The organism is Thaumasiovibrio subtropicus (genome assembly GCF_019703835.1).
Classification (GTDB): Bacteria; Pseudomonadota; Gammaproteobacteria; order Enterobacterales; family Vibrionaceae; genus Thaumasiovibrio; species Thaumasiovibrio subtropicus.
Window position 1 is genome coordinate 1,573,725 of sequence record NZ_AP023055.1, and the last position, 13,243, is coordinate 1,586,967.

The 13,243-nt window shown below is 49.9% G+C and carries 14 protein-coding genes; 12 read left to right on the forward strand and 2 right to left on the reverse strand.

The genetic code is table 11. From position 1 onward, the window contains the following. Window positions 1-21 precede the first annotated feature (21 nt). The 7 genes from TSUB_RS23325 (at window position 22) to TSUB_RS23355 (ending at window position 7,827) form a co-directional block, all read left to right on the forward strand. Entirely contained in the window at window positions 22-1,008 is a 987-nt protein-coding gene (locus TSUB_RS23325; RefSeq protein ID WP_087019571.1) for a DUF58 domain-containing protein, read from the forward strand. Beyond that, window positions 1,001-1,456 carry a DUF4381 domain-containing protein gene (locus TSUB_RS23330; RefSeq protein WP_087019568.1) on the forward strand — a complete coding sequence of 152 codons (456 nt, stop codon included), beginning with the start codon at window positions 1,001-1,003 and terminating at the stop codon, window positions 1,454-1,456. The genes TSUB_RS23325 and TSUB_RS23330 overlap by 8 nt, the downstream gene beginning before the upstream one ends. Next, complete coding sequence (locus TSUB_RS23335) at window positions 1,453-2,421, forward strand: VWA domain-containing protein (RefSeq protein WP_087019566.1); 969 nt, start codon at window positions 1,453-1,455, stop codon at window positions 2,419-2,421. The genes TSUB_RS23330 and TSUB_RS23335 overlap by 4 nt, the downstream gene beginning before the upstream one ends. Next, window positions 2,414-4,216: a VWA domain-containing protein gene (locus TSUB_RS23340; protein ID WP_087019563.1), complete on the forward strand. Its 1,803-nt coding sequence runs from the start codon at window positions 2,414-2,416 to the stop codon at window positions 4,214-4,216. The genes TSUB_RS23335 and TSUB_RS23340 overlap by 8 nt, the downstream gene beginning before the upstream one ends. After that, window positions 4,216-5,418 carry a BatD family protein gene (locus tag TSUB_RS23345; protein WP_087019560.1) on the forward strand — a complete coding sequence of 401 codons (1,203 nt, stop codon included), beginning with the start codon at window positions 4,216-4,218 and terminating at the stop codon, window positions 5,416-5,418. The genes TSUB_RS23340 and TSUB_RS23345 overlap by 1 nt, the downstream gene beginning before the upstream one ends. A 213-nt stretch (window positions 5,419-5,631) precedes the next feature. Beyond that, complete coding sequence (locus TSUB_RS23350) at window positions 5,632-5,898, forward strand: hypothetical protein (RefSeq protein WP_087019557.1); 267 nt, start codon at window positions 5,632-5,634, stop codon at window positions 5,896-5,898. Window positions 5,899-6,555: 657 nt separating this feature from the next. Beyond that, window positions 6,556-7,827 (forward strand): NRAMP family divalent metal transporter, encoded by a 1,272-nt coding sequence (locus TSUB_RS23355; protein WP_087019553.1) that lies wholly within the window; start codon window positions 6,556-6,558, stop codon window positions 7,825-7,827. A gap of 70 nt (window positions 7,828-7,897) precedes the next feature. Here TSUB_RS23355 and TSUB_RS23360 read toward each other — a convergent pair whose 3' ends face one another. After that, a complete protein-coding gene (locus TSUB_RS23360) occupies window positions 7,898-8,311 on the reverse strand; it encodes a GtrA family protein (protein ID WP_246616489.1) in 414 nt (137 codons plus the stop codon). Between the two features lie 69 nt (window positions 8,312-8,380). On the opposite strand from TSUB_RS23360, the gene TSUB_RS23365 reads away from it, so the two are divergent. Further along, window positions 8,381-8,938 carry a nucleotidyltransferase family protein gene (locus TSUB_RS23365; protein ID WP_087019547.1) on the forward strand — a complete coding sequence of 186 codons (558 nt, stop codon included), beginning with the start codon at window positions 8,381-8,383 and terminating at the stop codon, window positions 8,936-8,938. A 38-nt stretch (window positions 8,939-8,976) separates the two neighbouring features. Here TSUB_RS23365 and TSUB_RS23370 read toward each other — a convergent pair whose 3' ends face one another. Next, complete coding sequence (locus TSUB_RS23370) at window positions 8,977-9,462, reverse strand: VOC family protein (protein WP_087019545.1); 486 nt, start codon at window positions 9,460-9,462, stop codon at window positions 8,977-8,979. Between the two features lie 427 nt (window positions 9,463-9,889). Between TSUB_RS23370 and TSUB_RS23375 the strand changes: the two genes are divergently transcribed. From TSUB_RS23375 to TSUB_RS23390, 4 genes are all read left to right on the forward strand, one after another. After that, entirely contained in the window at window positions 9,890-11,134 is a 1,245-nt protein-coding gene (locus tag TSUB_RS23375; RefSeq protein ID WP_087019542.1) for an acetyl-CoA C-acetyltransferase, read from the forward strand. After that, on the forward strand, window positions 11,131-11,787 hold the full coding sequence (locus tag TSUB_RS23380) for a CoA transferase subunit A (RefSeq protein WP_087019539.1): 657 nt from the start codon (window positions 11,131-11,133) through the stop codon (window positions 11,785-11,787). The genes TSUB_RS23375 and TSUB_RS23380 overlap by 4 nt, the downstream gene beginning before the upstream one ends. Continuing rightward, window positions 11,784-12,467, forward strand: a complete 684-nt coding sequence (locus TSUB_RS23385; protein WP_087019536.1) for a 3-oxoacid CoA-transferase subunit B — start codon at window positions 11,784-11,786, stop codon at window positions 12,465-12,467. The genes TSUB_RS23380 and TSUB_RS23385 overlap by 4 nt, the downstream gene beginning before the upstream one ends. A gap of 357 nt (window positions 12,468-12,824) precedes the next feature. Further along, entirely contained in the window at window positions 12,825-13,172 is a 348-nt protein-coding gene (locus TSUB_RS23390) for a metalloregulator ArsR/SmtB family transcription factor (RefSeq protein ID WP_087019533.1), read from the forward strand. Window positions 13,173-13,243: the final 71 nt, after the last annotated feature.

The window sequence follows — 13,243 nt, forward strand, 5'->3', positions numbered from 1 at the left end:
GACAAAGCGACATCAAAACCTATGACAACTTATCGATCGACTCACAATGCCAGTTCACTTGCGCTGCCTAAACACAGCGATGGTATTCAGCTCTCGCTGCCAGAGTTGCTGCATTATCAGAAACAATCCGTGCGTTGGCTGCCACCTGCACGCAGTATTTGGTCATACCTAAATGGTCAGCATGCGAGTCGACGCCAAGGGCGAGGCATGGACTTTGCCGAAGTCAGACCCTATCAACAAGGGGATGACATTCGCGCCATTGATTGGCGCGTCACCGCGCGCACGGGCAAACCCCACACCAAGCTGTTTACAGAAGAGAGCGAATGTCCGGTCATGGTGGTGACCGACCTCAGTGCGACCATGCAGATGGGCACTCGCCTCCTCTACAAATCGGTGCAAGCCGCCCATATGGCGAGTTTGATTTGCTGGCTTACCGTGGCGCAAAAAGATCGTATTGGTGCGCAGATCATCACTGATACGCAGGTCATTGATTGCGCTCCAACCGCACGTTTACAAGGCCCGCTGCACATTTTAGGTGAGTTGCGCCGTTTGCAAGCCAACGCACTCAATGACACCGCTGCGGCGCACTTGTCTCAACACGTACCTACCGACAGCATCCACAACCCATTTGCGATGGCACTACAACAACTTTATCGCCTCTGTCCAAAGGGGAGTGACATCGTCATCATCAGCGATTTCAATCAGTTATCACCTGCGGCTATCACGTCGATGCGCCAGTTGGTTCAACATAATCAGTTGCGGTTGGTGAACATCTTCGATCCGATTGAGCAGGGAGATACAGCCTATTCCGGCCGATCTTGGCTTGCCGATCTAACAAGTAGTTTTCAAGTCAGCTTTGGTCGTCAATCAACCAAACACGCCTTGCGAGCCCAATTTGACGCACATAGCGAGAAGCTCACTACACTCTCTCACCAACTGCGCGCCCCTTTGTATCACGTCTCAGCCGGGCGCAGTTTACTGGCGCAATTAGGGGGGCAACATGGATAAATTACTCAGCCTAGACCCACTTATCCTACCGCCTGAACCCAGCTATTGGCCTCTGCCTAGTCATGTATGGATCATCATCGCTGCCGCAGTCATCAGTACCTTGCTGTTGCTTGCGCTTCGCCGCTATCAAGCCTCAAAGTCTTACTTGCACCGCAAAGCCTTGCTCGAACTTAGCCGAGTGGGCGCGCATCGGGATACCGCCTCACTGCATCGCTTATTGCGCCGAATCGCCTTAACCCACTTTCCTAGACACACCGTCGCCCCCATGAGCGGCGAGGCTTGGCTTCGCTGGCTTGATAAAACGCTGCCCGAGCCAAGGTTCATGCCGCTCAAAGCGGTTTGGCTCGCCGGCCTCTATCAAGATCAACAACCCAGCTCGCAAGACTGGCATCAATGCATTCATGCCAGTGAAGCGTGGATCAACACCCTTTATGAGGAACAGGCATGATAGCATTTGACCTGTGGGCAGCGTTTTTGCTGCTGCCGCTTCCCCTTGTGGCAAGGCATTGCTTATCCCCAGCTCGCCCTTCGATTGCACTTAGACTTAGTCAACTGCCGCCATCGCTGCGTAAACTGCGCCATATCAGCAAAACACCCATGTTGCTCCTTAGCGGCGCGTGGTTAGCACTTGTCATCGCGCTCGCTCGCCCTGTTTGGCTCGGTGATCCCGTCTCTATTCCCAATGCCCATCGCGATGTCATGTTGGTACTGGATCTCTCTTCGTCCATGGACATTGAAGATATGACCACCACCAGTGGTGAAAACATCAGTCGGATGACGGCAATGAAAAGTGTACTGACCGATTTCGTCGCCCGCCGCCAAGGCGACAGATTAGGTATGGTGCTCTTTGCTGATCATGGCTACTTGCACACCCCTCTCAGCCTCGATATCAACAACCTGTCGCAGCAAATTGCCCACCTTGAGCTTGGGCTGGTCGGATACATGACCGCCATCGGTGAAGGGTTGGCAATGGCGACCAAAACCTTCATTGACAGCGATGCCCCACAACGTGTGATGCTTCTGCTCAGTGATGGAAGTAATACCGCAGGTGTCATCGACCCAAGAGACGCGGCGCGTCTGGCACAACAGAGCGATGTCACGATTTATTCCATTGGCCTTGGCGCAGAAACCATGATGGCCAAAACCGTGTTTGGCGAAGCGTATGAAACCAACCCTTCCCACGACCTAGACGAAGCCCTGCTCACCGAGGTTGCTGAACTGACGGGCGGGCGCTATTTTCGCGCGCGCAATCCCGCGGAGCTTGCCGAGATCTATGCCGTCATTGATAACTTAGAACCCATATCGGAAAGCGAACAAACTTGGCAGCCACGGCATGACTTATTCGCCTACCCTTTGCTTCTCTCTGTCTTACTTGTGATGGGTTTACTCGAATACCGGAGACGTGATGATTAATTTCTTAGCCCCTGCTTGGTTACTTGGCTTGCTCATCACACCGCTATTCTTTTGGAAGCAGCGTCAAGCGCAAGCGCAACACTTGGTGGCGCCACACTTACAACGCCACACACAAGCTACACGGCCTAAACGCCATGGCATCGTTCTTTGTCTTGCTTGGTCGCTCATCATGGTTGCGCTAGCCGGCCCTCACTGGCGTACCCAAGACGTCCCTTTGTCGCAAGCAAATCGCGCCCGTGTTGTGGTTATGGAAGTGAATGAACGGATGCAACGCGACGATTTGCTGCCGAATCGATTTCAACAGGCTTTCTACAAAACGGTCGATTACCTCCACCGCCTTGATGAGGGTTACACGGCATTGGTTGCCTACAGTGCGGAGGGCTATACCATTAGTCCACTCACCCATGACACCCAAACCGTGCTAACACAAATGGCTCACTTATCCCCAGAGATCATGCCTCGACAGGGCCACAATGCAGCCAAAGGGATTGAAGAGGCACTCACGCTGTTAGCCAGTGCTGAGTTTGCGCAAACGGACATCCTATTGATTGCGAGTGATATCGATAACGATGAGTCTCAAGCGATAGCCGCACTGCTTGACGGCAGCACCCACCGTTTGTCTGTGCTAATGATCAATGCTGATCGCTTAGGTGACCCCCTCTCTCTCCCTGACTCTCTGCCAATAGCGACAGTTGCTCAATCAACCCATGGACTGGCGCTGAACTCTCAGCCAGACTTTTCAGATATCCAAGCCTTAATCGATCTTGATAGCAGCGCGATCACTGCATCTTTAAACCCAGCACAAAATACCGCTCAACCCATTAACGATGGGTATTGGCTAGTGTGGCCGCTAGCCTTTGGCCTGCTATTTGCCTTTCGCCGCGGCGCAGTTTGGGGCATTGCATTGCTCTTTGTCTTGCCACCGAGCGAAGCAAGCAGCCTGACAGACTGGTTCAAAAACCGCGATAAACTGGCCCATCAGCATTTTCAAGACCGCGTCTACAGTGATGCTGCCGAACTCTTTGAGGACCCACATTGGCAAGGGGCGGCTTACTATGAGTTAGGCGACTACCAGAATGCCATTGCCGCGTTTTCAAACGTTGCCGATGGCAGTGCTGACTATAACCTTGCCAATGCCTATGCCAAAGCAGGTCAACTCACCCAAGCAGCTGAGCTGTATCACGCCGTCATTGCGCGCGAGCCGCAACATCAATGGGCGAGAAACAACCTTGCATTGGTGGAAGATCTACTCGCTCAGCAACACACCCCGCCGCCTTCAGACAGTGAAGAAACACAGGATGACGCCAATCAAGACTCAGACAACGAGGAAGGCAAGGAAGAAGGCGACGAGACGGGAACGCCAGATACCCGACAGCAAGATGAGAGCGGTGATGGCGATGACATCGAAAGTGAAGATCCGCAACAAGATCCGGGCAGTGCTGATCACGGTAGTGATGGCAATCCAACAGGCAGCAGTGAAGCGGGAAGTGATGACTTTGGGCAAGGTGAACAAGGTGGCGATGGCGAACGGCAACTGCGTACCGGTGACTACGACGCTGATCAGTTTGGCGAAAGTGCTTTTGATGAAGAGATAGGGACGCCGTCTGATGAAGAGTTGGAAGCCATCCGTCAACAACTCGCTGAAATCGCCGACATCACTGAAGGCGATCCGGTACTCAATCGCTTGACCCAAGTGGAATCAGATCCGAGTCAATTACTGCGCAACTTGCTCATTCAACAAGATCAACAAAAGCGCATTGAACAAGCCCCCTCTTCGAACAAGGAAACACCCTAATGACCCGTTTGGCTTATCTCTTCCCTGTTTACATCTTGGTCGCCAGCCTGCTGCCAATGAATACCATTGCGGGCGCCAACGCGCAGACAACAGATATCACCTTAACCGTCGAGCTTGATGACCCTCGTCTTTATCCTGACACAGAAGCAACCTATACCCTGACGGTAGAATCACCTGAGCGCGTGCACTTTTCCAGCATTTCACTGCCGACAGGCAAAGACGTACGTGCGCGAAGAATCGGTCAGCATCATGATTACTATTTCGAAGGCACAGATGAATACCGCATTTCGACCTATCAATATAGGGTCGCCACCGATGCTATGGGCACACAACCGCTAGCGAGCCCGACTCTGACCTTTGTAGAACTCAACCCAGACGGCTCAAGAGAACGCATCCAACTGAATGCAGAGCCAATAATGATAGAGCGTTTACCTATCCCAGACACCTATCCCGGGCTATGGCTACCTGCTGAAAAAGTCACGCTGTCGCAACAATGGTCATCCGAAGCCAACACAATTAAAGCGGGAGAAACGTTGGAGCGGCATGTTCACTTATTCATTGCAGGTCGCCAGATTGATGACTTTCCAGCGTTGCAAGTCACCTATCCAGACGCGATCACCCTGCTCAACGAAACACCCAAGTTTACGCAAACCCAAGCGGGCACGACACTTACTTTGCACCAAAGCTTGATAGTGCGAGAGGACGCTGAAATCGTGCTAGATCCAATTGTCATTCCGTGGTTTAACTTAACGCAGCATCAAACGGCTATCGCCTCTGTCAATGGCCGAACCCTTAACCCAAGCGCTGCGAAACAGAGCGCTACCAAGGTCACCGAGCCACAGATTTGGCGTTTCAGGGAGAACGTTGCTTGGATGCTCATCGGCACCATCAGCGGACTCTGTGTGTTGTGTGGATTGGCGTTGCTCGTCCGCTGCTCTCGACGCCGGAACGCAACGTCGCCAACTCATCAACTCAAGCTGGCGCTAGTGGCAGACCAACCATTACAAGTCCAACTCTATTGGCAGCAGATGCCAGCAGACACTCGACAACGCTGCCAAGCCGCCTTATCTCGCTACCTGCAAGTACGGTATCAGTCAGAGAGAAGCGACTCTGAGAAAGAAAAAAGCAAACAAGCGTTGTTAGAGCAGCTTAACGTCACCACAGACAAACCGCGTCTATTGCCCGATTTTGACCCGCTTTAGGTCTAGCGCGAATAGCGTAAAAATGATGTGGGGAGATGAGGACACACTGTGCGCACACCGTGCGTAGTTTCGATCTTCTGTTAGCCCTGTATTGGTAGATTCGACAAGCTTGCGCTTATCTATTTTGAGATGCCTCTCGAAGGCCTACATATCCTTACAGTATGCTACGCAAACCACCTTAAGATGCTGGCTGTATTCTTAGGGAGAAAGAAGATGGACTATCAAGACCAGCACGGTCGGACTTTAGCGGAAGGCGATAGCGTCACACTTGTCGACATTGATCCCGACTGGTTTGCACATTGCCCCAAGCTCGCGCAGCAACAGTTACTCAGTGCATGCCAGGGGGAACTTAAAATTGCCTACTTTGATGATGACTATCACCAAGCTTGTATTGACCTTCCAGCGACGCGGGATCACGATGGAGAGCTCATCTCCAACAGCCTGCACCTAACATGCGATCAACTATGTCGCAAAGACTAAGTCAATGAGACAGCTCGCCTCTCGTCTTCATTCCGCTACACCTTGCTATAACGCTACACCTTGCGAAAATACTCGCCTTTCCGCCACAGGTCTTCCAACCACAGCTCTTTAGTCGCGAGCCTCGTATGGCGTTCGATGATTCAACGAACAGTTAACTATAAATGATCACCAAACCCAACATCATCGCCAAGGTGGCGACGTAACAAACTGCACTGATGATACCCATACTTTCTGGTTTTATTTTTCTTGTTTCATTCATCTCTTACCTTCCTTCACACCGCTATCATGTATATCTTACGTATATACACTATAGATACCTTTTAGTCATATATACAAGTTAAGCCGTTGAAAATGACAAAGCGATCACAATCAATCTCACTGACAATATGCTTATTTAGCAAACAGGGATGACGCTGCCTTACCGTGAAATAGGAATCTAAATATGAAAAGGGAGAGACAAGGGTGAGGCGATTTTACTGAAAATTACCCTCACTTTGAGGCGCGAGTACGCTTTAACACACTTGCAAATAGTTGTAAAACCTGTAGAAATAGACGAGCACATTTCGTTTACACCGTGTAAATCAAAATGTACAAAATAAAAACAACAAATCAAAAGAAACGAATTGCAATCACAATTATCAAAAATGGACTTCGTCTATGGCAAACACCTCCTCAATGGATACTTCCGCTAAAAGCGGTATATCGCAACTTATTCGCTCTCTAGGACCCGGTATTATGATGGCTGCCGCCGCGGTTGGTGGGTCTCACTTAGTGGCATCAACAAAAGCGGGCGCAATCTACGGCTGGCAATTGGCAGCGCTGATTCTGTTGGTCAACCTTTTCAAATACCCTTTTTTCCGCGCCGGTGTGCAGTACACCATGGGCACAGGGGATAGCCTGATTCAGGGTTATGCCTCACTTGGCCGTGGCTACCTTTGGATTTTTACTGTCCTCACCGTGATCAGTGGCATTATCAACACTGCGGCTTTACTGCTATTCAGCGCTAGCCTATTGGGTTACTTTTTCCCTTTTGAGCTGTCATCCATTGCCCTCTGCGGGTTAGTGCTTACTACCTGTATAGCCATTCTCTTTGCTGGTCACTATCGTGCCCTAGATTCGCTGTCTAAGATCATTATGGCTGTACTGACCGTCGCCACCATTTCTGCGGTGATCATTGCTGCGGGCAAAGGCGCTGTCGCGCCTGCCGAATTCCAAGCACCCTCACCTTGGACCCTTGCGGCCATTGGCTTCATTGTGGTGACAATGGGCTGGATGCCCGCACCGATTGAAATTTCGTGTTTGACCTCAATGTGGTTAAAGAGTCAGCGTAAAAAACAAACCGTTACCGCTCAATCCGCGCTGTTTGATTTCAACGTTGGCTATGTCGGCACTGCCCTACTCGCACTGGTATTTATCGCGCTTGGTGCATTGGTATTGCATGGTAATGGAGCCGAGCTTGCCGCCTCTGGTGTCGGATTTTCGCATCAACTGGTTAGCATGTATGCCAGCACGATTGGTGAATGGTCTCGATACTTGATCGCCGTGATCGCTTTCTTCTGTATCTTTGGTAGTACGATTACGGTCATTGATGGCTATTCCCGTGCGATAGCCGAATCACAACGTTTACTTCGTCGCCAAGAAGATGAGCAGCCTCGGGTTTATCAGGGGTGGGTGATTGTGACAAGTTTGGCGGCTATCTCGATTATCGCTTTCTTTGCCAAGGCGTTAATGCCGATGTTGAATTTCGCGATGATCATGGCCTTTATGACGACGCCAGTCTTTGCGCTGCTTAACTACATCTTAGTGACGAGGGCAAACTTGCCCGATGAACTTAAGCTCAGTCAGAAAATGAAGGCACTCTCCATTGCCGGACTGATTTACCTCTTTGGCTTTCTCGCCCTCTTCATTTGGTGGAAGTGGTTACTGTAATCCTCATCTACTTATGATAGCCCAGCTGATTGGCATTCAGCTGGGCTCAAAGCATAGCGTGTAGCCTTGGTCATCGATGAGTATCAGATTCTAGCGACCTATCAGCAAAGACCCAGTATTGACTAAGCAAAAAATTACTTACCATGCCCCCAGCAACCCCAGCGCAAAGGGCCGCCATTGGCTGCCAGCCCGATTCGCCAAACAGACGTATCCAACAATAGAACAGCCCAAAATTGGGCATTAAAGAGACCATCGCTACAAACATAAAACGGCGCCACTGAGACAATGGGGCTTCATACACCCGAAACGTGTAACGACGGTTACCATACCAAGTTACAGAGGCGGCCAGAAGAAACGCGACCCCACGTGCAACCAAAGGTGCGAGCGAAAGGAGATAAAAACAGAGTGCAAAGACCACACTGTCGACAACGAATCCGACACCGCCAACGACAACAAATCGAGCTATTTTTTGTTTTAGCGACAAGTGAGTACCTAAGAATGTTGACCTTTGTGATATAAGATAGCACCGCTTTATCCTGCGAGCTTTAGAACAATGCATACGACGCAACTTGACACACTTATTCAGCGTGATTCAGTCAGAATGACGGCCCTTACACTGGTTAATCAGCTCTGTGGCGAACAGTGTTGGATAGCCGCTGGGTTTGTGCGAAATTTGGTCTGGGATGCGCTGCATGATTACACCGAGCCAACCTCACTCAATGACATCGACGTGGTCTACTTTGACGATGAGCAGTGCGATCCAAAACAGGACCTATCGCTAGAAGCACTGCTAAAAGTAGCAATGCCCGCGTTGAACTGGCAGGTACGTAACCAAGCAAGAATGCATGAAAGAAACAAAGATCGCCCCTACACCTCTGTGGTGGATGCCATGAGATTCTGGCCTGAGAAAGAGACGGCTGTGGCTGTCAGGTTAACCAATGATGGCGAACTGGAATGGATTTCTAGCTGGGGATTTGATTCTTTGTTCAGGGGGGACGTCACCTACAACCCCGCACGACCTGCCGCAGTGTTTTTATCTCGAGTTGAAAACAAGCAATGGCTAACACGGTGGCCAAAATTGCGCCTGCAAGGGGAAATTGCATTGGCATGACAAAAAGGCCAGCTTATCGCTGACCTTTTACTGAATGTTTACTCGTAATCAGAGGCGTAAGTCTCTTCATAAGTATGCGAGTAAAGCTCAAACAGGTTACCAAACGGGTCTTCTAGATACACCATTTGTGCTGGCTTGCTCTCGTCTTCTGGATGGTAACGCATGATATCCATACGCACTTTACCGCCGTACTGCGCTGTTTTCGCCATCACGCCTTCAAAATCATCAGTCTGTAGACAGAAATGGAAGATACCCAAGCGCGAGAAATCAACTTCATGGCGCTCTTGGCGCTCTTTCATTTCAAACAACTCAACACCAATGCCATCAGTGGTCACAAGGTGCGCAATGTTGAAGCCTTTAAAGCCTTCACCAAAGACAGCAATACACATTCTGCCAATGGCTGATTCACGCTCTTCAACGACTTTTGTATTTCCCATCACGACTTTCAGGCCGAGTACTTCAGTATAGAACTCTACCGCTTTATCCATATCGCCAACCATGATGCCAACGTGATTCATTTTCATAACTTTCTCCAGCCCTGACGTATCTGTTTGTGGGGGGTTGTTTCGATGCAGAGAGTATATGTCGAGCAATGAATTACATGAAATTATCAAATTTTAGTATTTTGATAATTCATATTTATTATAAATTCAAGGAACTCTGCCATATGCAAACTCTTCACCTTTTTTAATACTGCGAGTCAGCACTAAGAACAAAACCTAAGCGCGACCATCCTAGGTTCACGCTCATTGCATATTGCGCAAAAGTTCGCGGATTTATCGTCATATTGATCGGGCTGTTTTTGCTTTGCATATATGCAAAGACGGTTTGAATTTATCTCTATAACACTCAGTTTGCCAAATCCATACACTGGTGAGAGAAGACATTGCATTGATAGATTCCTCAACGCAATGCGGACAGAACTCACTTGTACCCAAGTAAGGATACCCTATGGAACCCGTCTACATTGTTGCTGCCAAGCGAACCCCTATCGGCAGCTTTAATGGTGCATTGGCACCCGTATCTGCGCCTCAACTTGGCGCGACTGCCATCAAAGGCACACTTGCCCAAGCCGGCATTGCACCTCATTTTGTCGACGAAGTCATTGTTGGCAACGTGCTAAGTGCTGGCATGGGGATGGGGCCAGGACGCCAAGCCGCCCTACTTGCTGGCATACCAGCGTCGGTGCCTGCTTATACCTTGAACATGATTTGTGGCTCTGGGATGAAAACGGTGATGGATGCCGTTAGCCATATTCGCGCAGGTGAAGCCGATATTGTTGTTGCGTGTGGCATGGAGAGTATGTCTCAAGCACCCTTTGTTTCTGCTAGCAAGCTTCGTGATGGTGTCAAAATGGGTAGTATTCATTTAGACGATAGCATCATTAAGGATGGTCTCACGGATGTGTTCAATGACTACCACATGGGAGTCACCGCCGAAAACATCGCTGAACGCAGTGTGATTAGCCGTGAAGCACAAGATGAGTATGCCTTCCAAAGTCAGCGCCGCGCTACAAACGCCTTAAACAGCCACCGCTTTGCGAGTGAAATAGTGCCTGTTGAGGTCACACTTCGCCGTCAACAATACACCGTCGAGCTGGATGAATATCCGAAACCCGAAACCAGCCTAGAACAACTTGCCCGTTTACGTCCGGCTTTTAAGCCGGAGGGAACCGTCACCGCGGGCAACGCCTCTGGTATCAATGATGGCGCGTCAGCGCTACTTCTTGTATCAAAAACCGCATTGGACACGCACGGGCTAACACCCATTGCTGAAGTGATCGCCTCTAGTCAGTCAGGTGTCTGCCCTGAAGTGATGGGGCTGGGGCCTGTCCCGGCGGTTGCAAGTGCGCTCAAGAAAGCCGCAATGACGCTGGCCGATGTCGACCGTTTAGAGCTTAACGAAGCGTTTGCCGCGCAAGCATTAGGAGTGATGAAAGGCTTATGTGAAGCCCATTCTGTTGAACAAGATTGGCTCATGGCACGCACCAACCTCAACGGGGGTGCCATTGCATTAGGCCACCCGCTTGGCGCTTCAGGCAACCGTATTCTTACCACCTTGATATATCAACTTGAGCGAGATAATGCGGAGTATGGCCTCGCCTCTCTCTGTATCGGTGGCGGTATGGGCACAGCCATGATCCTCCGCCGCCCTCCTACTACTTCGACCGCTGAACTGAGCAAGGAGCAATCATGAAAAAGGCGATAACCGCAAATGCCATTCAAGCCAAGCTGCATGATGGCATGACAATCATGATCGGTGGCTTTATGGCTAACGGCGCACCTGAGGGTTTGATCGACCAAATCTTGGCTTCTGGCGTCAAGGACATCACCCTCATCTCTACTGATACCGGCACCCCCGAAACGGGTTCTGGACGGCTCATTCGTGCTCGCCGCGTAAAAAAGCTCATCGCTTCTCACATTGGAACAAACCCAGAAACTGGTGCACAAATGAACGCAGGCGAACTGGATGTTGAACTGGTCCCTCAAGGCACACTCGCGGAGCGTATTCGTGCTGCGGGTGCAGGATTGGGCGGGGTATTAACGCCGACAGGGTTGGGCACACTGGTCGCAGAAAACAAGCAAATATTTGATATCGATGGTGAAACCTTCTTGCTGGAGAAACCACTTAAAGCTGATCTGGCGCTGATCCGAGGTTCTATCGTTGATACCAAAGGGAATACCTTTTACAAACGTACCACGCAGAACTTCAATCCGTTGATGGCGACAGCAGCCGACATCGTCATTGTTGAAGCAGAAACCTTGGTACCTGTGGGTAAGATACAACCTGAGTCGGTCCACACACCCGGCCTGTTTATCGATCACATCTATCAAGGAGAGACAGCATGAACCTAACTCGTGATAAGCAGCAAGTTCGTCGCATGATTGCTTGGCGGGTGGCGCAAGAGCTTCAAGACGGTGATGTGGTCAACTTAGGCATCGGCCTCCCCTCATTAGTGGCGAATGAAGTCAGCAATGAGGTCGAAATTTTGCTGCAATCTGAAAACGGTTTGATCGGTATCGGCGAAATGGCCACGGACTCGACCTTTGACCCGGATTTGGTCAATGCAGGCGGACAACCGATAACCGTAACCGAGGGAGCATGCTACTTCAACAGCGCGGATTCATTCACCATCATTCGTGGTGGTCATGTCGACGTTTCCGTGCTGGGTGCGCTCCAAGTTGATGAACAAGGTAACCTCGCTAACTGGATCATTCCTGGAAAAATGGTGCCGGGGATGGGGGGAGCAATGGACTTGGTTGTTGGCGCACGTAAGGTGATTGTCGCCATGGAGCACACTGTAAAAGGGAAAGCAAAACTCCTTGAACACTGCACATTGCCACTCACCGCCGCGGGACAGGTCAACCTGATTATTACCGAAATGGGTGTTATTGAGATTAACCGCCAAGGTATGACTCTGACAGAAATCGCTCCGGGTTGTACCCTTGAACAAGTGCAAGCCGCGACCGAAGCACCGCTTCATATCAGTAAACATCTCACAGAAATGTGCATTCCTGCTGATCTCTAACGGCTAGGCCGCGTGAGTCGCGGCCTTGTCAATTTCCCTACACAACCCATCGTTTAGTCACCATCGAGAGCGACATAAAAACAAATCCAAGGTGCAGTACTGAATAGTTATTGGCGGCCGCATATTGTCTCTTTCACGAGAAAAACATACTTAATGCACATGCATTAAGGAAACTGAGAGCTCAGTTAATTACAAAATAATCAAAAAAGCATACATTGAGCATGTCATTAATATAGGAATATACGAAATTAAGTATAACGTTCGTCTTCATCCCGCATTTCTGACGCAAGAGGCATACTTGACTTATCGTTCCGATAACTTATGCTTGGCTCACTTAATTTTTCCTCATGGTGATTTATGGATCCAGTGACTTTCTACAAATGTCTTAGCGATTTAACGCGTCTCAAGTGCATTTTATTGATTCAAGCGGAAAAGACCCTTTGCGTTTGCGAACTCACTGAGGCGCTTGCAATTAGCCAACCTAAAATCTCTCGTCACCTCGCTCAACTTCGTCAATGTGGCCTATTGCAAGATGAACGCAAAGGCCAGTGGGTTTTCTATCAGTTGTCACCGAACTTACCCGAATGGACGCGTACTGTATTGACGACAACCGGTGCAGCAAACCAACACTTGATAACCGATGCACTCGAAAAACTTTATCAAATGGGCGCGCGCCCTGAGCGAGAAGCGAGCTGTTGTAATTAGTTTTCGACGCACTTAACAACAAAAAAATAAAGGATGTGCTTTGCACATCCTTTATTTTATTGGTTGTCGAT